This is a genomic window from Curtobacterium sp. MCBD17_030 (genome assembly GCF_003224255.1).
Taxonomy (GTDB): Bacteria; Actinomycetota; Actinomycetes; order Actinomycetales; family Microbacteriaceae; genus Curtobacterium.
On sequence record NZ_QKLI01000009.1, the window covers coordinates 36,299 to 57,494 of the forward strand.

19 protein-coding genes are annotated in these 21,196 nt (G+C 71.4%); 9 read left to right on the top strand and 10 right to left on the bottom strand.

Going from position 1 to position 21,196, the window contains the following annotated elements:
* Positions 1 to 98 precede the first annotated feature (98 nt).
* Genes DEI89_RS09775 through DEI89_RS09795 form a run of 5 tightly spaced genes read left to right on the top strand, consistent with a single transcriptional unit; the run spans position 99 to position 5,399 of the window.
* On the top strand, positions 99 to 866 hold the full coding sequence (locus DEI89_RS09775) for an ABC transporter ATP-binding protein (protein ID WP_220033201.1): 768 nt from the start codon (positions 99 to 101) through the stop codon (positions 864 to 866).
* Complete coding sequence (locus DEI89_RS09780; RefSeq protein WP_110903864.1) at positions 863 to 2,800, top strand: FtsX-like permease family protein; 1,938 nt, start codon at positions 863 to 865, stop codon at positions 2,798 to 2,800. Before DEI89_RS09775 ends, DEI89_RS09780 begins: the two co-directional genes overlap by 4 nt.
* A 4-nt stretch (positions 2,801 to 2,804) precedes the next feature.
* Positions 2,805 to 4,157 carry a sensor histidine kinase gene (locus DEI89_RS09785; protein WP_110903865.1) on the top strand — a complete coding sequence of 451 codons (1,353 nt, stop codon included), beginning with the start codon at positions 2,805 to 2,807 and terminating at the stop codon, positions 4,155 to 4,157.
* On the top strand, positions 4,154 to 4,834 hold the full coding sequence (locus DEI89_RS09790) for a response regulator transcription factor (protein WP_258366460.1): 681 nt from the start codon (positions 4,154 to 4,156) through the stop codon (positions 4,832 to 4,834). The genes DEI89_RS09785 and DEI89_RS09790 overlap by 4 nt, the downstream gene beginning before the upstream one ends.
* Before the next feature lie 49 nt (positions 4,835 to 4,883).
* Positions 4,884 to 5,399 carry a GNAT family N-acetyltransferase gene (locus tag DEI89_RS09795; protein ID WP_110903867.1) on the top strand — a complete coding sequence of 172 codons (516 nt, stop codon included), beginning with the start codon at positions 4,884 to 4,886 and terminating at the stop codon, positions 5,397 to 5,399.
* Between the two features lie 92 nt (positions 5,400 to 5,491).
* Here DEI89_RS09795 and DEI89_RS09800 read toward each other — a convergent pair whose 3' ends face one another.
* From DEI89_RS09800 to mgrA, 3 genes are all read right to left on the bottom strand, one after another.
* Positions 5,492 to 6,715, bottom strand: a complete 1,224-nt coding sequence (locus DEI89_RS09800) for an MFS transporter (protein WP_110903868.1) — start codon at positions 6,713 to 6,715, stop codon at positions 5,492 to 5,494.
* Positions 6,716 to 6,913: 198 nt separating this feature from the next.
* Positions 6,914 to 8,092, bottom strand: coding sequence for a Fic family protein (locus tag DEI89_RS09805; protein ID WP_220034523.1), 1,179 nt, complete (start codon positions 8,090 to 8,092; stop codon positions 6,914 to 6,916).
* 99 nt (positions 8,093 to 8,191) lie between these two features.
* Positions 8,192 to 9,235, bottom strand: coding sequence for an L-glyceraldehyde 3-phosphate reductase (gene mgrA, locus DEI89_RS09810; protein WP_110903869.1), 1,044 nt, complete (start codon positions 9,233 to 9,235; stop codon positions 8,192 to 8,194).
* Positions 9,236 to 9,288: 53 nt separating this feature from the next.
* Between mgrA and DEI89_RS09815 the strand changes: the two genes are divergently transcribed.
* On the top strand, positions 9,289 to 9,747 hold the full coding sequence (locus DEI89_RS09815) for an iron chaperone (protein WP_110903870.1): 459 nt from the start codon (positions 9,289 to 9,291) through the stop codon (positions 9,745 to 9,747).
* Here the strand turns inward: DEI89_RS09815 and DEI89_RS09820 are convergent.
* The 7 genes from DEI89_RS09820 to DEI89_RS09850 form a co-directional block, all read right to left on the bottom strand.
* Positions 9,725 to 10,183 carry a MarR family winged helix-turn-helix transcriptional regulator gene (locus DEI89_RS09820; protein WP_110903871.1) on the bottom strand — a complete coding sequence of 153 codons (459 nt, stop codon included), beginning with the start codon at positions 10,181 to 10,183 and terminating at the stop codon, positions 9,725 to 9,727. The two genes, DEI89_RS09815 and DEI89_RS09820, sit on opposite strands and share 23 nt — an antisense overlap.
* A gap of 52 nt (positions 10,184 to 10,235) precedes the next feature.
* Positions 10,236 to 10,952 (bottom strand): phosphatase PAP2 family protein, encoded by a 717-nt coding sequence (locus tag DEI89_RS09825; protein ID WP_110903872.1) that lies wholly within the window; start codon positions 10,950 to 10,952, stop codon positions 10,236 to 10,238.
* 56 nt (positions 10,953 to 11,008) lie between these two features.
* Positions 11,009 to 11,953: an ROK family protein gene (locus tag DEI89_RS09830; protein ID WP_110903873.1), complete on the bottom strand. Its 945-nt coding sequence runs from the start codon at positions 11,951 to 11,953 to the stop codon at positions 11,009 to 11,011.
* Positions 11,950 to 13,665 (bottom strand): ABC transporter ATP-binding protein, encoded by a 1,716-nt coding sequence (locus DEI89_RS09835; protein WP_110903874.1) that lies wholly within the window; start codon positions 13,663 to 13,665, stop codon positions 11,950 to 11,952. Before DEI89_RS09835 ends, DEI89_RS09830 begins: the two co-directional genes overlap by 4 nt.
* On the bottom strand, positions 13,662 to 14,558 hold the full coding sequence (locus DEI89_RS09840; RefSeq protein WP_110903875.1) for an ABC transporter permease: 897 nt from the start codon (positions 14,556 to 14,558) through the stop codon (positions 13,662 to 13,664). Before DEI89_RS09840 ends, DEI89_RS09835 begins: the two co-directional genes overlap by 4 nt.
* 58 nt (positions 14,559 to 14,616) lie before the next feature.
* Positions 14,617 to 15,576 (bottom strand): ABC transporter permease, encoded by a 960-nt coding sequence (locus DEI89_RS09845; protein ID WP_110903876.1) that lies wholly within the window; start codon positions 15,574 to 15,576, stop codon positions 14,617 to 14,619.
* 90 nt (positions 15,577 to 15,666) lie between these two features.
* Entirely contained in the window at positions 15,667 to 17,463 is a 1,797-nt protein-coding gene (locus DEI89_RS09850) for a peptide ABC transporter substrate-binding protein (protein ID WP_110903877.1), read from the bottom strand.
* A gap of 239 nt (positions 17,464 to 17,702) precedes the next feature.
* Between DEI89_RS09850 and DEI89_RS09855 the strand changes: the two genes are divergently transcribed.
* From DEI89_RS09855 to DEI89_RS09865, 3 genes are read left to right on the top strand one after another with little or no spacing between them, the layout of a single operon-like run.
* Positions 17,703 to 18,887: an ROK family protein gene (locus DEI89_RS09855; RefSeq protein ID WP_110903878.1), complete on the top strand. Its 1,185-nt coding sequence runs from the start codon at positions 17,703 to 17,705 to the stop codon at positions 18,885 to 18,887.
* The gene (locus DEI89_RS09860) at positions 18,880 to 20,421 is read left to right on the top strand and encodes a M81 family metallopeptidase (RefSeq protein ID WP_110903879.1); all 1,542 of its coding nucleotides are present in this window, start codon (positions 18,880 to 18,882) and stop codon (positions 20,419 to 20,421) included. The genes DEI89_RS09855 and DEI89_RS09860 overlap by 8 nt, the downstream gene beginning before the upstream one ends.
* Positions 20,418 to 21,170: a copper homeostasis protein CutC gene (locus DEI89_RS09865; RefSeq protein WP_110903880.1), complete on the top strand. Its 753-nt coding sequence runs from the start codon at positions 20,418 to 20,420 to the stop codon at positions 21,168 to 21,170. Before DEI89_RS09860 ends, DEI89_RS09865 begins: the two co-directional genes overlap by 4 nt.
* The last annotated feature ends 26 nt before the right edge of the window (positions 21,171 to 21,196 follow it).

Genomic DNA, 21,196 nt, shown 5'->3' on the forward strand with positions numbered 1-21,196 from the left:
CCACTCGACGCGGTCCGTCCCACCCCCCGGATGGCCAGGGGGTCGATGCCCAGCCCGCACGCTGTTCCAGGACCCTCGCGATGAGTGTGATGAGGGGCATGACAACCACCACGGCAACCGCCCCTCCCCAGGTCGACAGCGACACCGCCCTCGCGCTGCTCGACGTCACACGCACACACGGCACCGGTGAAGCCAGTGTCACCGCACTGCGGAACGTCACCCTCGAACTGCCGAAGGGCACGTGGACCGCGATCATGGGCCCTTCCGGCTCGGGGAAGTCCACGCTCCTGCAGATCGCCGCCGGCCTCGACCGGGCCGATTCCGGTCGGGTGGTCCTCGGCGGGACGGACATCACCGAGGCAGACGACCACGAGCGCACGCTGTTGCGCCGGAACCGCATCGGCTTCGTGTTCCAGACGTTCAACCTCATCGCATCACTCACAGCCGAACAGAACGTCGCCCTGCCTCTGGAGTTGGCGGGACGACGCCCGTCGCGGCAGATGATCCGCGACGCTCTCACACGGGTCGGCCTCGGCGAGCGAGCGGGTCACCGGCCACGGGAGTTGTCCGGAGGTCAGCAGCAGCGTGTCGCGATCGCCCGTGCGATGATCACCGCACCCGAGGTCCTGTTCGCGGATGAGCCGACCGGTGCTCTCGACTCCGGTGCCGCGCGGGTGGTCCTCGCCATGATGCGTGAGATGACCGACGCGGGACAGACCATCCTGATGGTCACCCACGATCCTGCCGCTGCCGCTGCCGCTGACTCGACGGTGTTCCTCCGTGACGGGCGCTTGGTCGACTCCCTCGTGGGCGCCGACGCATCGGCGATCGCGAGCCGCCTCGTGTCCCTGGAGACGGGACGATGAACGGGATCGCGTTGCGAGGCTTCCGCGAGCGCTGGCAGACCTACGTCGGCGCGGTCGTGACCGTTGCGCTCGGTGTCGGACTCGTCCAGGCGTCCTTGCTGCTCCTGCTGTCCGTCCTCGGCATGCAGCCTCCTGCTGGCGCTGACGCGCTGACCCAGGCACGGTTCGACGGCAGCACCATCGTCGCGGTGACCGTGGTCTCGGTCACCCTGGGCTTCGCCGCATTCCTGGCTGTCTTCATCATCGCCTCCACGTTCGCCTTCTCGGTGGACGAGCGACGACGAGACCTCGCTCTCCTGCGGATCGTCGGTGCCGAGGTCGGGCAAGTGCGACGGATGCTCCGGGGCGAGGCACTCATCCTCGGTCTCCTGGGAGCCGCCATCGGTGTTCCGGCCGGCGTCGGGCTGATGCAGATCGAGACGCGCATGCTCGTCGATGCCGGGTTCGTGCCGCAGGGGTTCGCCCCGGTCTGGCAGGTGTGGATCGTCCCCGCGTCCGTGGCGTTCGGTGTCGGTCTCGCGTTCGCAGGAGTCACCGTCGCTGCACGCCGCGCCGCCCGTATCGAACCCTTGGACGCCGTCCGGGCGGTGGGTGCAGCAGCACGACCGATGACGAGAGCACGATGGACCGCAGGACTCGGGTTCTCCGCGGCGACCGTCGCCCTGGTGGTGCTGGCACCCGCCGGCGGCCTCGCAGGAGGGCAGGCGATGGCCATGTCCGCCGGCATCACCGCCGCCCTCGCGATCACGATGACGGCTCCCGCGCTCGTGCCGGTCGTGGCCACGATCCTCCCCCGCCCTCGCTCGGCCGTCGGTGTCCTCGCCTTCGCGAACCTCCGGGATGCCCGGAGCAGGTCAGCGTCCACGGCCACACCTCTCATCGTCCTGCTGGCGCTGGTCCTGAGCCAGCCGATCGCGATGTCGTCCTTCACCGACGCGGCGACCGCGCAGATCGCGCGCGGCACGCACGCCGACCTGGTGCTGGAGAGCAGCGGCTCGCTCGCGACAGACCCGGGGACGATCCCGGGGGTGGTGAGCGCGTCCACCGAGTGGACGGTGCCGGTGCGGATCCAGCCGTCCGGGTCATCGATCTCGGGCATGCCGGAAGACCTGGCGGGCACCGCCCTGCCGATCACGACCGAAGCCCTCGTGATGGACCCCGGGACGTTCGCCACCGCACATCCCGGAGCTCGGGAGGCACTCCAGGACCTCGGCCGTACCGCTGCTGCACCCGGACCTGGTGCCGCGGGGCTGGGGCTGGGAGATGCAGGAACGGTCAGCATCGGCGACCGTCACCTCGGGTCGGTCCGGTTCGGCACTCCGGTTCCAGCAGGCAGCGCTGGGCAGGTCGGGATCGTCGTACGACGGGACTTCGTGCCGGCGGACATCCTCGAGGCCAGCCCGGCCACCACCTTCGTGGAGATCCGGTCCGGAGCGGATCGTCGTGCAGTCAGTGCTGCGCTCGCTGACCTCGGCTCGGTGACCGACATGCGCACGTGGGTCACGGAAACCGGCTCCGCTGGTCAGGACCAGAACGCGCAGGTCCTGGTCGTCGTCATGGCCGTCGGTGCCCTGTACGCGGTCATCGGCATCCTCAACGCAGTCGCCATCGCCGCGTCAGGCCGACGCCAGGAGTTCGCGGTTGCGCGAGCGAGCGGCATGACCCGAGCCCAGGTCCTGACAGCGGCAGCTCTCGAGACGCTCCTGGTCGCCGGATCGGCCGTGGGCTTGGCCCTCACTGCGAGCGTGATGACGGTGTTCGCCGTGCTCATGGGAACAGCGCAGGCCACCGGAGCAGCGACGCTGGACATCCCGTGGCCACTCGTGATCGCGGCGGGTGCGGGAGGTCTCGTCCTGACCGGAGTCGCTGGGCTGGTCGCCGCGGCCGTCGCAACCCGGCAGCAGCCCGCCGCACTCCTGTCGGCGCGAGGATGAGTGCATGACGAACCGACCACAGCCGTACGTCAGCGAATGGCAGAGTGCACCCCGACGCGCCTGGTACCTCATCACGGCGCTCCCGGTCGACCTCGTCGGCTTCGTTGTCGTGGTACCGCTGCTGTGCCTGGGACTCGGACTGAGCATCGTGTGGGTCGGGCTGCCGCTGCTCGCGCAGACGGTCCGGCTCGGCGGGCTCCTGGGGACCGTCGCGCGCCGCCGCGCCGCACAGGTCGGCTCCGTTCCGAGTCCCCCGGACTGGACGATCGGCACCGCTTCCCCGCGGGGAGGAACCGCGACGGGGCCGTGGCTGCGCATCACCGCACCGCTCGGCGACACCCGGAACTGGGCGTACACGGCTCACACGCTGGCGACCTTCCCGCTGGCCGTCGCCACATGGGTGGCGACGGTCGCGTGGGGCGCCACCGCCATCGGTGCTGTCACGTTCCCCGCGTGGGGCGGGCTGGTCACCCAGCAGGACGACGTCTGGCTCGCACGGGTGGCTGCCGGCATCGGCGACAGCGGTCAGTGGACGGGGCTCGTCGTGCGCCCGGTCGTCATGGTCCTCTGGGGGCTCGCCCTCGTCGTGACGTTCCCCCTCGTCCTGCACGTCCTGACGGCGGCGCACCTACGCCTCGCCGCGCTCCTGCTCGGCGAACGGGAGAACGCCCGGCTCCTGCGCGGCGCCCAACGCGCCGAATCCGGTCGTCGTGCTGCCCTCCTGGCCGAGGACGCCTCACTCCGTCGACTGGAACGGGACATCCACGACGGCCCGCAGCAGCAACTCCTCCGACTGCAGTACGACCTCGCCATCGCCCTCCGCCGCCTCCCGGACGACACCCCTGCAGCGGAACGACTGGTCGCCGAGTCGCTCGAACGCGCGAAAGCGGTGCTCGAGACGATCCGGAACCTCTCGCGCGGACTCGCCCCACCGATCCTCCAAGACCGTGGTCTCGCAGCCGCGATCCGGTCCCTCGCGGACGACAGCGTGGTACCGACGACAGCCGAGGTCCGCCTCGACGACGCGGGCCCCGGTCTCGGGGCAATCGAGAGGAGCGCGTACGCGATCCTCTCCGAACTCGTCACCAACGTCGCCAAGCACGCCGATGCCAGGGCCGTGGAGCTCCGAGCAGTTGCAGGGTCGGACGGGAACCTCGAGCTCGAGGTCCGTGACGACGGCCACGGCGGCGCGCTGATGGACGAGGGGCACGGGCTCAGCGGCCTGCGTGCTCGCGTCGAAGGCCTGCAGGGAGCCCTCTCCATCAGCAGCCCTCCGGGAGGCCCGACCAAGGTCCTCGTCACGATCCCGATCCCGCAGGATGCCGACCCGGACGAGACCCCTACCCTGGCGTCGTGACCCTCGGACAAGAACCACCTCCCCACCAGTTGCGCCTCGTCCTCGCGGAAGACTCGCTCCTGCTCCGGGAAGGCACCGTCCGTCTGTTCGAAGAGGCCGGGTTCGCCGTTGCCGGCTCGTACGGGGACGCGGACAGCCTCCTCGCCGATCTCGGGACGGTCCGGCCCGACGTTGCCGTCCTCGACGTCCGGATGCCACCCACGTTCCGCGATGAAGGTCTCCGGGCTGCGGTACGGATCCGGACCGAGCACCCCGAGGTGGCCGTGTTGCTGCTCAGCCAGTACGCAGAACTGGATTACGCCCGGGAACTCCTCGCCACCGGAGAACACCACATCGGGTACCTCCTGAAGGACCGCATCTCCTCGATCGACGAACTCAAGGCGGACGTCGTCCGGGTCGCCCGTGGCGGTCTGGTCCTCGACCCACAGATCGTCCAGCGCCTCTTCACCCGACGCACCGATCCGATCGAACGCCTGACTCCGCGCGAACGGGACGTCCTCCGCCTCATCGCGGAGGGGCACACCAACCAGGCGATCGCGCATCGGCTCGGGCTCGCGATCGCCTCCGTCGAGAAGCACATCGGCTCCATCTTCGCCAAGCTGGATCTCGAGCCGACCCCCGACGGGCATCGTCGGGTGCTCGCCGTCCTCGCGTGGCTCCGAGCAGGAGGAGTGTGAACGAGGACGCCTCGAACGAGGTCACAGCGCTGCCCGAAGGGAATCCCGGATGACTCCACCGACCGAACGCTTCACGATCGTCCGCAGCAGCCGCAGCGACTGGCAGCAGTTCCGTGACCTACGCCTCCGGATGCTCGCGGACACGCCGCTCGCCTTCCTCGAGACCCTCGAGGGAGCTCAGCAGGTCGGTGACGACGAGTGGCGTCGACGTGCCGGCGGTGGAGCCGACAACGGAACGGCGTGGTTCGTCGCCGTCGACACGTCGACCGGCACGTGGGCCGGGATCATGGGCGGTCGCATCGAGAACGAAGCGCCCCTCCTGATCGGCGTCTTCGTGGATCCCGACTCACGAGGCCGGGACGTCGGCGTCACGGACGCGCTCCTCGACGCGGTGGAGGACTGGGCACGTGAGCGGGGCCAGCAGCTCTTCCTGCACGTGCACGAGGACAACCCGCGAGCCATCGGCTTCTACCGCCGTCGGGGATTCACGCCGACCGGTCGGCGATTGCCCTACCCGTTGCCGCCCGCCGGCGAGGAACTGGAGCTCGTGAAGAGTCTGCAGTGAACCGTGATGGACGGTCTCCGCGCCGATGCACATCGGACGGCCACCGGAGGCGTCGACCCTGAGCCGCACGTCCGACGATGGCGCCGCGGTCGTCAGCGCACCGCTTCCCGGCGGGACAGCACCAGGTTGGCGAAGCCCGCCAGCACGACGATCGCGGCCGAGATCGCCGGGAACGCCATCGCGGCCGGGGTGCCGGCACGCTCGGCGACCTCACCGACGACCGCACTCGCGATCGACTGCCCGACGATGACCGCCGAGCCGAGGATCGTCATGGTCGTCGCCGAACGGCCCACCGGCGACCGATCCGAGCCCAGGCTGTACTGGGTGACGAGGGTGGGGCCGATGCCGATCCCCATCACGGCGAGGACGATCCCGACCGCCAGCACGGAGTCCGCGGTGGCGAAGACGATCGCCGACCCGAGCAGCAGGACGCCGAAGAGCAGCCACCGCCAACCGAGCCGGAAGGCCCGCGGGAACGCCGCCGAGCCGAGCGCGAGCCCGGCCGAGCCGATGCCCATCAGGCCGTAGAGCAACCCGGCTCGCGACGACCCGCCGTGGTCGGCCATGAACGCGGTCAGCGCGGTCAGCGTCGACCCGAAGAAGAACCCGATGCCGAGGATGCCGACGACGACCACCACCAGTCGGGGCCGCAGGAGCTGCCGGGCCGGCGCCGGACGCGGGTCGGACGCATGCCCGAGGGTCAGGCGACCGGTCGGGTGCAGGGCGAACGCGGTGACGAACACGAACGTCAGGACCGAGGCACCGGCGACGGCGACCCACGGCGCGATGGCGCTCGCGAGGACGCCGACCAGGAACGGTCCGACGATGAAGACGGTCTCGTCCGCGGCGGACTCGTACGCCATGGTGCCGCTGAGGACCCGCTCGTGCCGCTTCGGTTCCATCCGGTTCCGGATGATGGCGACGAGCCGGGTGCGGGACATCGGCGCGACCTGCGGGGCGCTCGCGCCGATGAGGAACGACATCGCCAGGACGGCCAGGTCCGGGGCGCTGCTCTGGACGACGAACGGCAGCGCGCCGAGCAGGACCGCGTTGGCCAGGCCGACGGGCACGAGCACGGCGCGCTGCCCGTACTTGTCCGCGGCGGCGCCGACGAGCGGCCCGAACAACGCCGAGCCGATGCCGACCGAGGCCGAGTTGATGCCACCGAGGGCGACCGAGTCGCGCGCGGCGACGACGAGCGTCAGCACGCCGACGACCATCATCGCGAACGGCAGTCGCGCCACGAAGGCGATGGGGAAGTAGGACCGCCCGGCGAGGGCGATCAGGGAAGCGCCGGAGGAACGCGCCTGGAGCATGGTGGGGGTGTGCCTTCTCGGCCCACGTGTGGAGCGGACCCATCGGGTGCCGCCGCTGTCCGCCGGGGTGCCGGCGTCCGGTAGATACACGGTTGTTACTGGTTTGCCCGTCCACTGTACCTGCCGGACGGGAGGCTCACCCAGGGTCCGGCACCGAGCCTCCCGTCCGGCGCTCCTCCGTCAGAGCGAGCGCAGCCGTCAGCCGCGGCGGCCGGCGCGAGCCGCGAAGGCGTCGAGGGCGCGGAGGACATCGTCACTGCGGTAGACCCGCGAACGCAGCGAGTACTCGGACTTCGCCTGCAGCACGCCGGCCGCGATGAGGGTGTCGAGGGCCCGGTAGACGTTCACGGACGGCCCGAGCTCGACTCCCAGTGTCGCCGCGGTGACGACCGGCTGACGGGCGATCACCTCGAGGACGCGCCACACTGCGGAATCGCTCCGGGACCGGACCGTCTCCCGCCAGCGCTCACGCACCGCGTGCACCTCGTCCACCAGGACCGTGGCGTTGTGCACCGCTCGGAAGCACGCTTCGGCGGTGGCGAGGACGATCGCCTCGACGTCACCCGCGCGGTACGAGTCGAGGGCTGCGTGGTACCCAGCGGTGTTGGTCAACAGGCCGGCGGAGACGGGGATGGTCACGTTCCTCGTCAGTCCGGTTCCGCGGAACATCGCCTGCATCAGCGCCCGCCCGGTCCGGCCGTTGCCGTCGGTGAACGGGTGGATCGTTTCGAACTGCGCGTGCGCGACGGCGATCTGGACGAGCCGTGGTAGGTCGGACCGCCGCGCGAACCGCATGACGTCGTCGATCAGCGCCGGGATGCGGTCGGCTCGGGGCGCGACGAACTCCGCACCCCGCGGACTGTCCGCGGCCCGTCCGATCCAGACCGGTTCGTCCCGCCACGCTCCGGCGTCGTGGTGCGGGTCGCCATGGAGGAGCGCGGCGTGCATCGCGAGGACCGTCTCCGGCGTGAGTTCGTCCGCCAGGTCGAGCGCCGCCTGCATCGCACGCGTGTTGGCGACGATCTGTGCAGCGTTCTGCCGCGACGTGTCGCCGAGCTCAGCGGTGAAGACGGCTCGCGCACTCGCGGTCAGGTGTTCGATCTGCGACGAAGCCGCGGCTTCGGAGCGCATCAGGAGCGGCGCGAACGCAGCGATCTCGCCACCGAGGCCCGCATCGAAGCGGACCAGGGCCTCCGTCGCATCGTCGACCACGGCGGCCGTCGCGGACGACATCACCGGGTCGAGGTCGACGATGAGCGGCGGGACGGCAGCGCTGTACGCATGCCCGACGCTGGATCGTCGGCTCGCGGCGACGCCGAATCCGGCGTACCGGGACTCGAACCACAGCTCTTCGGAGTCGACGGCGGGCCATCCCATGTCGTCCTCCTGTCACTGCTTGGGCTTGAGTTCGACACTTAGCCTACCAAGTGTCGAACTCGTGCCCCGCTGGTGACACTTCCGTCGGGCCGGCTCGGGTCAGGAGACCTCGCCGGAGCGGGCCCCCGCCCAGAGGTCGACGTCGGTGATGCCGACCGTGTGCTCGTCGATGATGCGGAGCTCGTCGTCCGAGAACGTCGTGTTCGCGAGCGCGGCGACGTTGTCCTCGAGCTGCTCCACGCGGGAGGCACCCATCACGAGCGAGGTGACCCGCTCGTCCCGCAGGGCCCAGGCCAGGGCGAGCTGCGCCATCGTCTGGCCGCGCGACTCGGCGACGGCGTTGAGCGCACGGAGGTGTTCGACGACCTCGGGCGTGATCGACGAGGGGTCGAGCGACTTCCCGGCCGCGGCACGCGAGCCCTCGGGCACGCCGTCGAGGTACTTGCCGGTGAGCAGCCCCTGCGCCAGGGCGGTGAACCCGATCACACCGAACCCGAGCTCGCCGGCCGCGTCGAGCAGCCCCTCGGTCTCGATCCAGCGGTTCAGCATCGAGTAGGACGGCTGGTGGATGAGGAGCGGCGTACCGAGGTCGCGGAGGATCGCGGCGGCCTGACGGGTGCGGTCCGCGTCGTAGGACGAGATGCCGACGTAGAGCGCCTTGCCCTGCTGGACGGCCGTGTGCAGGGCGCCCATGGTCTCCTCGAGCGGGGTGGAGGCGTCGAGGCGGTGCGAGTAGAAGACGTCGACGTAGTCCAGCCCGGTACGGCGGAGGGACTGGTCGAGCGAGGCGAGGACGTACTTGCGGGAGCCGCCGCCCTGGCCGTAGGGGCCGGGCCACATGTCCCAGCCGGCCTTCGTCGAGACCACCATCTCGTCACGGTACGGCGCGAAGTCCTCGCGCATGAGCTTGCCGAAGTTCAGCTCCGCGGCACCGTAGGGCGGGCCGTAGTTGTTCGCCAGGTCGTGGTGGGTGATGCCGAGGTCGAACGCCCGGCGACTGACCGCTCGCTGGGTCTCGAACGGGACGTCGTCGCCGAAGTTGTGCCAGTAGCCCAGCGAGAGCAGCGGCAGGTCGAGGCCCGAGTGCCCGGTCCGCCGGTAGGTCATCGAGTCGTAGCGGTCGTCGGCAGCGATGTAGGTCATGGACCCGAGCCTGCCACGGCGCTACCGTGGGCTGCACCGAGGAGGGAGCACCCATGGCAGCACGCGACGACGCGCCCGAGACCACCTTCACCGCCGAGGAGCGTGCTGCGATGCGCGAGCACGCGGCCGAGGTGAAGGCCAGCCGGAAACGCGGGACGACGAAGGCCGAGAAGGCGGCGCTGGACGCCCAGGCCGTGGTCGACAAGATCGCCGCGATGCCCGAGCCCGACCGGGGTCTGGCCGAACGGATCCACCGGATCGCGCTCGAGGCTGCTCCCGACCTGGCACCGAAGCTCTGGTACGGCATGCCCGCGTACGCGAAGGACGGCGCCGTCGTGTTCTTCTTCCAGGACGCGGGGAAGTTCAAGGCGCGCTACTCGACGCTCGGGTTCCAGGACCCGGCGACGCTGGACGACGGGTCGTTCTGGCCGACCTCGTTCGCGGTGACGCCGGAGTTCTCCGGCGCCGACGAGCAGGCCGTCGCCGAGCTCATCCGTCGCGCGACGGCCTGAGCCCCGCCTCGATCCGCTCGAGCAGGCCGACGGCGGACACCACGGCGGCAGCGTCGATGCCCTGCGCCCCGAGCGCTGTCCGGAGCGCGTCCGCCCACCGGGCCCGCAGCACACCGATGTTCTCGGCCGCGAGCGCCGTCGGGAACAGCTGTGCGGTCCGGGCGTCGTCCGGGTGCCTACGGCGTTCGACCATGCCCTTCGCGACGAGCGACCCGAGCGCGACGCTGAGGTTGCTCCGCCGGAGCGCGGTCGCGTCCGCCGTGGCACTCGGCGTCATCCCGGGGTTCGTGTCGACCCAGCGCATCACCAGGACCTCGGTACCGGTCAGTGGCACGACGTCGACCGCGCGCGGCCCGGTCGGGTCGAGCTCCCGCGCGACGCTGAGGACGACGTCCGCAAGCCGGGCCAACGCGTCGTCGGAGGTCGGGGAGGTCATCCCCGCACCGTAACCCGCGCCGACGGACAGCCTGCTGGGCGACGGACGGCGCTCAGTGCCGTGCGGTGAGCGCCGGGCGCCGCAGCACGGCGATGCGCGGCATCGCCCAGTCCACCCAGACGAGCCGGGCGGCCGGCGCGACGGCGAGCGCCCACACCACCGACGCGACGGTGTCGGTCGGGTAGTGCACGGCGTCGATGGTGAGCGACAGCACGACCACCACGACGACCACGGTGCCGAGCGTCACCGCGAGGGTGTGCCATCGGGTGTCGCGGAGCACCCACGTCAGGGCGATGACGATGGCGACGATGAAGACGGTGTGCCCGCTCGGGTACGAGGGGTCGGGCTGCGTGGCGAACGGGTGCGGCAGCAGCGACGTGTCCGGGCGGGGGCGCTGGACGAGTTCCTTGACGAGGTCCGATGGCACCCAGGTGATCGCGACCGTCCCGGCGAACGCGGCCGCCGGGCGGACGTCGCGCTGCACGGCCCAGACCACCCCGGTGACGATGATCGTGACGCCGATCGCCGGGGCGGGGCTGATCACGTGGTAGACCGCAGACGTGAACGCCCCGAACCCCCCGGTGTGCAGGGTGTTCAGCGCGTGCGCGAGACCGAAGTCGACGTCGCCGAGGACGAACCCGACGATCGTGATGACGATCACGGTGCCGAGGGCGATCGCGAGCGTCGCGAGCGGGTACGGCGTGCGCACGAGGATGCCGGTCGACGTGCGCTCCCGGCGGGCAGGCGTCAGGGCGGGCGCGTCGGTCATCCGCTCATCCTCCAGCCGGCGCACTGCTGCCGTGCCGAGAGTCCGGCCCCGGCAGATCAGAGAGCGCTCAGCCCCGCCTCGACCGCCCCTCTGACGACGAGCCGCCGCACCTGCGCCGCCGCCCCCAGCGCCACAGCGTCCGACCCGAGCGCCGACTGCTCGACCCGGATGGCCGCCCCGCTGACCGGCGGCTCGTCCGCCAGTGCCACGGCGACGGCCGGCGCGAGCAGGTCCCACGACCGTGCGACACCACCGCCGATGACGACCGTCGTCACGTCGAGGATCCCCGCCGTGAGCAGGACGGCACGGGCGACGCCCCACCCCGCGGTCGCGAAGACGGCCTGCGCGTCCGGGTCCCCGGCTCGTGCGGCCTCGGCGACCTGGTGTGTGCCCAGTCGTCGGCCGGTGCTGGCGGCGTAGCGGTCCGCCATCCCGCGGGCGCCCGCGACGGTCTCGAGGTGTCCGCGCTGCCCGCAGGTGCAGGGGGTGTCGCCGAAGCCGGGCACGTGGCCGATCTCCCCCGCGGCACCGTGCGGTCCGCCGAACAGCGAGCCACCCAGGACGAGCGCACCGCCCACGCCGGTCCCGAGCGTCATGCCGAGCACGTCCGACTCGCCCGCGACGGCGCCGGTGGCGACCTCGCCGAGCAGGAACGCGTTGACGTCGTTGTCGAGCGTCGCCGGCACCCCGAGCCGTGCGGTGACGGCGTCGGTGACGCCGTACCCGGCCCAGCCGGTGAACGAGTTCGCGGTGACGAGCACCGTGCCCGTGGTCGCGTCGACGACACCGGCAGCCCCGACCCCGACACCCGCCAGGGAGGCCCGGTGCCGGTCGAGCAGGGACCGCACCGCCGCCTCGGCCGTGTCGAGGATCGCGTCGCCGCCGTCGTGCGCAGGCGTCGGCAGGTCGATGCGGTCGAGGACCTCGAGGTCGGTGGTGGCGAGGAGGACCTTCGTGTTCGTCCCGCCGACGTCGATGCCGGCGACGACCTCCGCGGTCACGGGGTCACCGCGGCGAGGGAGGCCAGGCGCTCGGTCCGACGCTGTCGTTGCACCACCGGGTCCGGGACCGGCACGGCGGCGAGCAGCCGTCGGGTGTAGTCCGTGGTGGGGTGCAGGAGCGTCGAGCCGGTCGGGCCCTGCTCCTCGACCGCGCCGGCACGCATCACGACGACCCGTTCGGCGAACTGCTGCACGACGGCGAGGTCGTGCGAGACGAACAGGCACGCGAAGCCCAGGTCGGCCTGCAGGTCGGTGAGGACCTCGAGCACGGCCTCCTGCACGCTGACGTCGAGCGCGCTGGTCGGTTCGTCGGCGACGAGCAGCCGGGGGTCGAGCACGAGCGCCCGGGCCAGGCTGACCCGCTGGCGTTGCCCGCCGGAGAGTTCCCGGGGAGCCCGGGTGGCCAGGGTGCGGGGCAGGCGGACGGCGTCCAGGACCTCGTCCACGCGGCGACGACGGTCGGCGGCCGAGGTCCGCCGCCGGTGGATGGCGAGCGGTTCGGCGATGCACTCGCCGACGGACATCCGCGGGTCGAGGGACGCCACCGGGTCCTGCAGCACCACGCCGATGCCGGAACGGAGCGCCAGGCGGTCCCGTCCACGGGTACGGCGGAGGTCCGAGCCGAAGAGCCGGACGCTGCCGGCGGTGGGGCGGACGAGTCCGAGGGCGACGCGGGCGGCGGTGGACTTCCCCGAGCCGGACTCGCCGACCAGGCCGACGGTCTCCCCCGCGTGCACGGTGACGTCGATGCCGCGCAGGGCGTGCACCGCGCGGGCGCCGCGACCGAAGGTGACCGAGACGTCGCGCAGGTCGACCACCGGGGGCGTGCCGGGCCTCCCGTCCGCATCGTCGGCGGACGTTGGCCGGTCCACGATGGCCGGGCGTGCGTCGGCCGAGCCGTCGGCGACCGACGCGGCGGTCTGGAGGCGCGGCACCGCGGCCAGCAGCCGCTCGGTGTACTCGTGCTGCGGCCGGAGCAGGACGTCCTCGACGCCGCCGGTCTCCACGATGGAACCCTGCAGCATCACGGCGACCCGGTCGGCGAAGTCCGCGACGACGCCCATGTTGTGGGTGACGAGCAGTACCCCGGTACCGGTGTCGACGGCGAGCGCCCGGAGCAGCTCGAGGATCTCGGCCTGCACGGTGACGTCGAGCGCGGTGGTCGGTTCGTCGGCGATGAGGAGCGCCGGCTCGTTGGCGATCGCCATCGCGATGACGACGCGCTGTCGCTGCCCGCCGGAGAGCTGGAACGGGAACGCCTTGGCACGCTCCTCCGGAGCGGGGATGCCGACGCGGCGGAGCAGGTCGACGGCCTCGGTCGCGGCGGCTGCGGCGGACACCTGCCGGTGGTTGCGGATGACCTCGGCGATCTGCGCCCCGACGCGGGTGAGTGGGTCGAGGGCGGTGGCGGGCTCCTGGAACACCATCGAGACCGTTCGTCCACGGAGCCGTCGGAGCTCGGGTTCCGGCGCACCGACGACCTGGCGGCCGTCGACGACCGCGCTGCCGGTGACGGTCGCGTTGCCGGAGAGCAGCCCCATCGCGGCCAGCGCGACAGTGGACTTTCCGGAGCCGGACTCGCCGACGAGGGCGAGGGTCTCGCCGGGGGCCACGGCCAGGGAGACGCCCTGGACGGCGTGCACGTCGCCGGACTCGGTGCTGAAGTGCACCCCCAGGTCGTCGACGGCGAGGATCGGTTCGGTGGCGGTCATCCGCGGCCCTTCACGTCGAATGCGTCCCGGAGTCCGTCGCCGACGGCGTTGAGCGCACAGACGACGAGGATCACGGCGAGTCCCGGCGGCACGATCAGCCACCAGCGACCGGAGTAGGCGGCGGTGAGTCCCGCCGAGAGCATGCCGCCCCAGTCCGTGGCCGGCGGCTGCACGCCGAGGCCCAGGTACGAGACGTAGGCGACGAGGAGGATCGCGTCGGCGACCTGGAACGTCGCGGCCACGACGATGGTCGACACCGAGTTCGGCAGCAGGTGCCGGCCGACGGCACGGGCGTGCGAGCCGCCGATGGCGCGGAGGGTGAGCACGAAGTCGCGGTTCTTCAGCGTCAGGGTCTCGGCGCGGATGAGCCGGGAGGGCACGAGCCAGGACACGAACCCGAGGATCACGATGAGGCCCCAGACGCCCGGGGTGGTGATCGCCGAGATGACGAGCAGGATGAACAGCGCCGGGATCGCGATGCCGGCGTCGACGACGCGCATCATCACGGCGTCGACCCAACCGCCGACGTACCCGGCGACGGAGCCCCACAGTGTGCCGACGACGGTGGCCAGGATCCCGGCGGCGATGCCGACCATGAGCGAGACCTTGCCGCCGTACATCAGGCGGCCGAGGACGTCGTGGCCGACCGCGTCGGTGCCGAGCAGGTGGGCGCCGCTCGGGCGCTGGTTCGCCTGCTCGAGGAGGGTGTGGGTCTGGTCGGTCGGGTACAGGAAGGGTCCGACGAAGCAGAACAGCACGATGAGGACGAGCACGGCCAGGCCGATCACGGCGAGGGTGTTGTGCCGGAACCGGCGGGCGGCGAGCCGGAAGCCGGTCGCGGCGACCGTGACGGGGGCGCCGGGCGTCTCGGGGGCGAGTTGGACGGTGGTCATGCGCGGCCTGCCTTCACGGCGCTCGTCCGGTACGTGTCGATCAGGGACTGGACGGTGGTCATGCGCGGCCTGCCTTCACTCGCGGATCGATCAGGGACTGTGCGACGTCGGCGAGGAGCGTGCCGATCACCGTCGCGATGGAGATCACGAGCACGCAGCCGAGCAGCGTCGGGTAGTCCGACGTCTGCGCCGCGTTCCAGAACAGCAGCCCCATGCCGGGGTAGTTGAACAGCTGCTCCGTGACGAGCGCCCCACCGAAGAGCACCGGCAGGTAGTAGCCGAGCATCGCCACGACCGGCGTCAGCGAGTTCCGGAAGACGTGCCGGCGCAGGATCGTCGCCGTCGACGAACCGCCGGCTCGGGCGGTGCGGACGTAGTCCTCCTGCAGGTTCTCCAGCGTCGCCGCCCGCATGTAGCGACTGAAGACGGCGATCATCGCGAGGGCGCCGGTGAGCACCGGCAGGACGAGTCCGGCCGGCTGCTGGAACACCTCGGCGAGGGTGGTGCCGCTCGGCGCCTGCGACGGCAGCCACGGCAGCTGCTGGCTGAACACGATGATGAGCACGAGGCCGAGGAAGAACGCGGGCGTCGCGTAGAAGACGAACGCCAGTGCGGTGGCGGCGTAGTCGATCGCTCCGTTGCGTCGGGCTGCCTGCCACATGCCGACCGGGATCGCGATGACGATCCCGAGCACGGCGGAGAGTCCGGTGAGGACCAGGGTCTTCGGGATGCGCTCCTGGATCAGTTGCGAGACCGGTTCGTTGAGCGTGTACGAGGTGCCGAGGTCACCGGTGAGCAACCGTCCGAGGAACCGGAGGTACTGCACGGGCAGCGACTGGTCGAGGCCCTGCGCCTGGTTGAACGCGGCGATCTGGGCGGGCGTCGCGGAGACGCCGAGCACGCCGCGGGCGGGTCCGCCGGGCAGCGCGTGCAGCAGGCAGAACACCACGACGGTGACGATGAGGATCACCGCGAGCGCCTGCAGGACGCGGCGGGTGAGGTAGAGGGCAGTGGTCATGCTGCTTCCGTTGGTCGGATGCTGACGGGACTCCCGGGAGGCGCGGTGCGGGTCGGACCCGCACCGCGCCTCCGGAGGGGGCTCAGTGGGCTACTTGCTCCACTTCCACTGCGCGGGGTGGAAGTTGGCGAGCGAGTCCTGGTCGAACCCGGTCAGGCCGCTCTTCTTGACGGAGATCTGGTAGTCCGGGCTCGGCAGCCAGATCACGGGCAGGTCTTTCGCGACCGCGGCGCTGTAGTCCTGCACGGCGCTCGCGTCGGTGGAGGTCGTCGTCGCGTCGATGAGGGAGTCGACCTGCTTGTTCGAGTAGCTGCCGAAGTTCGCCGAACCGCCGGTGGAGAACAGGGACTCACCGGTCGGGTAGGCCGGGAAGTACCAGCTGCCGGCGGTGCCGAAGAACGACAGGTCCCAGTCACAGCTGGACTCGTCGGCGGTGCAGGTCGGGGTCTGCGACAGGACGCTCGACACCGGGGCCGTCTTGATCGAGAAGCCGATGCCGGTCTTCTCCAGGGACGACTGGATGGCGCTCATCATGTTGTCGGTGACGGTCGAGCCGGACTGCGAGAGCACCTTCATGGCGAACTTCGTACCCTCGGCGACACCCTCGCCGCACTGGCTGGACGAGGTGCCCGGGTCGGTGCAGACCATGGTGCCGCCCTGCTTCGTCCAGCCGTGACTCGTCAGCAGCGCCGCGGCCTGCTTCGTGCTGAACGGGTACGGGTTGTCCTTCTGCACGTCGGAGACGTAGTCGGACTCCTGCGCCTGCGGGATCGGCCCGTAGGTCGAGGTGGCGGTGCCGTTGAAGACGACCTTCGACAGCGACTCCTGGTCGATCGACATCTGCACGGCCTGGCGGGCGTACAGCTGCTTGAAGACGGCGCCCATGTCCGGGTTGTTGAAGTTGTACGGCATGTACGTGATCGCCCAGCCGGTCCACGGGTCGACCTCGTAGCCCTTCGACGTGAAGGAGTCCTTCTGGTCGAGGTCGGTGGCGTTGATGTAGCCGTAGTCGACCGCACCGGAGCGCAGCGCGTTCGTCTCGGCGTCCGCGGTGGTGAAGGGCAGCAGGTTGACCGTCTTGATCGATGCCTTCTCGCCCCCGTCGTACTTCGGGTTCGCGGTGAGCTGGACCTTGCCGGCGGTGGTGAACGACGACAGGCCGTAGGGGCCGGAGATCGTCTTCCACAGGTCGTCGGAGTCGTAGTCGGCGATCTTGCCCGCGGCGGTGTTGAGGAACTTCCAGACCTGCTTCGCTCCGGTCGCGGTGCGGTCGGCGTCGGTCACCTTGCCGGAGGCGCTGGTCTTGTCCCAGGCGTGCTGGGGCAGCGGGATGATGTAGCTCAGCTGGTTGGCGAGCATCCAGTCCTTGTTGTACGCCTTGTCGAACGCGATCGTGAAGTGCGTGTCGTCGACGGTCGTGAAGGACGTCCAGTTGTCCGGCGCCTTGCCCTCGGAGTACGAGCCCCAGTCCTTCGCGTTCGCCTTGATCAGGTTGAACCAGAACTCCACGTCGCGGCTCGTGATCGGCTCACCGTCGGACCAGTGCCGGTCGCCGAGCGTGATCGTGACGCTCTTGCTGTCCGAGGCGAAGTCGGCCGCGGTGGCGACGGACCCGGGCTTGTCCCAGCCGATCTTGCCGGTGGACCCGTCGTAGGCGATGAGGCGCTCGTACAGCGACTGCGCGATGGAGCCGTTGTTCGTGTTGAGGTGCGCGGCGGTGCCGATCGGCAGGATCCAGTTCGGCGTGAAGTTGGCCGGCAGCGCGTAGTCGATCTCGTCGGACTTCGTGCCGGTGGTGGCGGAACCGCCCCCGGAGCACCCGGCGAGCAGTGCGCTCACCGCGAGCGCGGCTCCGGTGAGGAGGGCCCAGCGACGGGGCTTGGTCATGCATGTCTCCTTGCGCGAGGACGCCATCGTCGGCGTGGTGGAGGGACGGGAGTGCGACCAGGACCAGGCCCCGGTGGCACGTGCACAGTCAATGGCCGAAGTCGTTGGAAAAACAAACGTTCTCGTGTAAATAGTCTGTTTCTGCGGAACGGCGGAAAGCGCGGACCGACACTTCTGCCCCGTAGGCTCGGTGACGTCGGGCGGTCACCGCGCCCGGTTGACGCCGATTGGAGAAAGTCGTGCCGGACCTCAGCTCGCGCGTGCTCGAACTCATCGCCAGCGGACAGGCGTCGAGCCGCACCGAGATCGCCCAGGTGCTCGGCGCCGCCCCCTCGACCGTGTCCCACGTGGTCGGTCAGCTCCTCACGCACGGCATCCTCGCCGAGGAGGGCACCGACGTCTCCACCGGCGGCCGGCCCCGCAAGGTCCTCCGGATCGGCGGCACCGACGAGTACGCGGTCGCCGCCGACCTCGGTGGCGGTCACGTCCGGATCGGCATCGTCCTGCCGGGAGGCGCGCTCGAGTCCGTCTCGACCGTCCCGTTCGCGCTCGCCGACGGTCCGACCGCCGGCCTGGCGGCTCTCGCGGAGCTCCTCGACGCCCTGGTGACCGAACGCGGACGGGACGGACTGCGCGGGGTCGGGCTGAGCCTCCCGGGCCCGGTCGACATCGAGGCGGGCGTCGTCGACCTGCCGAGCCGGATGCCCGGATGGAACGGCTTCCCGGTCGCCGCGTGGCTCACGGAGCACTTCGGGGTACCGGCCGCGATCGACAACGACGCGAACTGCATGGCCGCGGGCGAGCAGACCGTGCAGCCGTCCACCCGACGCCAGGCGATCACGGTGAAGGCCGGGTCGGCGATCGGCGCCGGGATCATCATCGACGGCCACCTCTACCGCGGCTCCACCGGTGCCGCGGGCGACATCACGCACGTGCGCATCGACGCCGCCGGCGACACACCGTGCTCGTGCGGCAACACCGGTTGCCTCGAGACGGTGGCGTCCGGCGCCGCACTCGTCCGGATCCTCCGCGAAGCCGGCGTGGACGTCAGCTCCACGCAGGACGTGGTCCGGCTGGCGTCGGAGGCGCACCCGGAGACGACCCGCGCGGTCCGCCTGGCCGGGCGGTACCTCGGCGAGGTGCTCGCCGCCAACGTCAACTTCTTCAACCCGGACGCCGTCTCCCTCGGCGGCATCCTCTCCACCCTCGACCCGTTCGTCGCCGCCGTGCGGAGCCAGCTCTACGAGAGCTGCCACCCGCTCGTGACGCAGCACCTCGCCATCGAGCGCGCCTCGCTCGGGGCCGACGCCGGTCTCGTCGGGGCCGGCCAGTTCGCCCTGCAGCGCGGCCTGGCGGCGTCGCTCGAGGAACTGTCCACCCCCGTCCCGTTGCGCACCACCAGGAACAGGAGCACCCGTGTCTGACACCGGAACCACCGCCGGCACCCGTCGTCCGGTCATCGCCGTCGCCGGCCTGGCCATCGAGACGTCGACGTTCACGCCGACCCGCACCCCGGCCGCCGCCTTCCACCCGGACCGCGGCGACGACGTGGTCGCGCGCTACGACTTCCTCGCACCGATGGCCGAGCGGGCCGACTTCCGCGGTGCGCTGATCGGGCACGCGCTGCCGGGTGGCGTGGTCCTCCGCGAGTCCTTCGAGGAGCTCAGCACCGAGATCACCGACCGGCTGTCCGCGATCGCCGCCGAGACCACGATCGACGGCCTGTGGTATGACATCCACGGCGCGATGGTGGTCGAGGGGCTCGACGACGCCGAGGCGACGCTGCTCGAGCGGATCCGCGCGGTCGTCGGGCCGGACGTGGTCGTCTCGGCGTCGATGGACCTGCACGGCAACGTGTCGCGGGAGCTCGCCCACCAGTGCGACCTCATCACCTGCTACCGGATGGCCCCGCACGAGGACGCCCTCGAGACGAAGGAGCGCGCGGTCCGCAACCTCGTCGACGTGCTCACCACCCGCCCGGTCGGGGCACAGCGCCCGGTGAAGGCGTGGATCCCGATCCCGGTCCTGCTGCCGGGCGAGAAGACCTCCACCCGGATCGAGCCCGCGGCCACCGTCTACGCGCAGGTGGCCGACGTCGAGCGAGGCGAGGGCGTCCTCGACGCCGCGATCTGGGTCGGGTACGCCTGGGCCGACCAGCCGCGGAACCGTGCCGTCACCGTCGTCACCGGGTGGGACACCGACGCCGTCGCCGCCGGTGCCGAGCGGCTCGCCCGGGCGTTCTGGGACGCCCGCGAGGACTTCGCCTTCGTCGCACCGACCGGGTCGTTCGACGAGTGCCTGGCCGCCGCTCTCGCCCCCGGGGCCGCACGCCCGTACTTCGTCTCCGACTCCGGCGACAACCCGACCGCCGGCGGCTCGGGCGACATGACCTGGGGTCTGACGCAGCTGCTCGCCCGCGACGAGTTCCGGAGCGCCGACGGCCCGGTCGTCCTCTACGCCAGCGTCCCCGGCCCCACCGCGGTCGCCGCCTGTGTCGAAGCCGGCGTCGGGGCCACCGTCACCGTCACCGCCGGCGCCGAGGTCGACGACCTGCACGCCGGACCGATCACCATGACCGGACGCGTGCACGCGGTCAAGCACGGCGACCGGGACGCCCGGACCGAGGTCGTGCTGCAGGTCGGCAGCGTGTTCGCGATCCTCACCGAGCTGCGGAAGCCGTACCACCACGAGCACGACTTCACCGACCTGGACCTCGACCCGCGGAGTGCCGACCTGGTCGTCGTCAAGATCGGTTACCTCGAACCGGAGCTGTACGACATGGCCGCCGACTGGATGCTCGCGCTCACCCCGGGTGGTGTCGACCAGGACCTCGAACGCCTCGGCCACCACCGGATCGAACGGCCCGTGTTCCCCTTCGATCGGACCTTCCCGGAGCCGCCCGACCTGACCGCCCGGATCATCCCCGCGTCCGACCGACCGCTCCGAGCCCACGCATGACCGGACGCACCGCCACCCGCTCCCTCGAGATCGCCGTCACCTCGGCGACCGGCGCCGCGACCGCACTGGCCGGGGGTGCCGACCGGGTGGAACTCTGCAGCGCCCTGGAACTCGGCGGGCTCACCCCCTCGCAGGGGCTCGTCGAGGCCGCCGTCGCCACCGGGATCTCCGTACACGTCCTGGTCCGCTGCCGTCCGGGCGGCTTCGTGCACGCCCCGGACGAGGTCGACCTGATGGAGCGCGAGCTCGTCGCCGTCCTGCGTTCCGGGGCGACCGGCGTCGTGGTCGGCGCGCTCCGCCCGGACCGCACGCTCGACGCCGACACCCTGACGCGCTTCGTGGCCGCCGCGCGCACCGAACGCCCCGACGCCGAGGTCACGCTGCACCGGGCGATCGACCACGCCGCCGACCCGGTCGCCGCCGCGGCCGGACTCGCCGACCTCGGGTTCACGCGGGTCCTCACCTCCGGTGGTGCCCCGACCGCCCTCGCCGGTGCCGACACCATCGCCCGGATGGTCACGGCCGCAGGTCCCGTCCAGGTGATGGCCGGCGCCGGGGTCACCCCGGCGGACGTACCCGTGCTCCTCGCGACGGGCACCGCCGCCGTGCACCTCTCGGCCAAACGTCTGGCGGACACCGCGCACAGGGGCGTCCCGATGGGCGCAGGGGACGCGGGGTCCGGTCACTTCGAGACCGATGCCGAGGTGGTACGGGCAGCACGGGCTGCAGTGGACGGACACCGCGGCTGACGCGGGCGATGGGTCGGGCGCGCCCA

Excerpts from the sequence above, each read along its gene's own strand:
- DEI89_RS09775 (WP_220033201.1), top strand. The coding sequence starts at position 99 with ATGACAACCACCACGGCAACCGCCCCTCCCCAGGTCGACAGCGACACC.
- DEI89_RS09780 (WP_110903864.1), top strand. The coding sequence starts at position 863 with ATGAACGGGATCGCGTTGCGAGGCTTCCGCGAGCGCTGGCAGACCTAC.
- DEI89_RS09785 (WP_110903865.1), top strand. The coding sequence starts at position 2,805 with ATGACGAACCGACCACAGCCGTACGTCAGCGAATGGCAGAGTGCACCC.
- DEI89_RS09795 (WP_110903867.1), top strand. The coding sequence starts at position 4,884 with ATGACTCCACCGACCGAACGCTTCACGATCGTCCGCAGCAGCCGCAGC.
- DEI89_RS09800 (WP_110903868.1), bottom strand. The coding sequence starts at position 6,715 with ATGCTCCAGGCGCGTTCCTCCGGCGCTTCCCTGATCGCCCTCGCCGGG.
- DEI89_RS09805 (WP_220034523.1), bottom strand. The coding sequence starts at position 8,092 with ATGGGATGGCCCGCCGTCGACTCCGAAGAGCTGTGGTTCGAGTCCCGG.
- mgrA (WP_110903869.1), bottom strand. The coding sequence starts at position 9,235 with ATGACCTACATCGCTGCCGACGACCGCTACGACTCGATGACCTACCGG.
- DEI89_RS09815 (WP_110903870.1), top strand. The coding sequence starts at position 9,289 with ATGGCAGCACGCGACGACGCGCCCGAGACCACCTTCACCGCCGAGGAG.
- DEI89_RS09820 (WP_110903871.1), bottom strand. The coding sequence starts at position 10,183 with ATGACCTCCCCGACCTCCGACGACGCGTTGGCCCGGCTTGCGGACGTC.
- DEI89_RS09825 (WP_110903872.1), bottom strand. The coding sequence starts at position 10,952 with ATGACCGACGCGCCCGCCCTGACGCCTGCCCGCCGGGAGCGCACGTCG.
- DEI89_RS09835 (WP_110903874.1), bottom strand. The coding sequence starts at position 13,665 with ATGACCGCCACCGAACCGATCCTCGCCGTCGACGACCTGGGGGTGCAC.
- DEI89_RS09840 (WP_110903875.1), bottom strand. The coding sequence starts at position 14,558 with ATGACCACCGTCCAACTCGCCCCCGAGACGCCCGGCGCCCCCGTCACG.
- DEI89_RS09845 (WP_110903876.1), bottom strand. The coding sequence starts at position 15,576 with ATGACCACTGCCCTCTACCTCACCCGCCGCGTCCTGCAGGCGCTCGCG.
- DEI89_RS09850 (WP_110903877.1), bottom strand. The coding sequence starts at position 17,463 with ATGACCAAGCCCCGTCGCTGGGCCCTCCTCACCGGAGCCGCGCTCGCG.
- DEI89_RS09865 (WP_110903880.1), top strand. The coding sequence starts at position 20,418 with ATGACCGGACGCACCGCCACCCGCTCCCTCGAGATCGCCGTCACCTCG.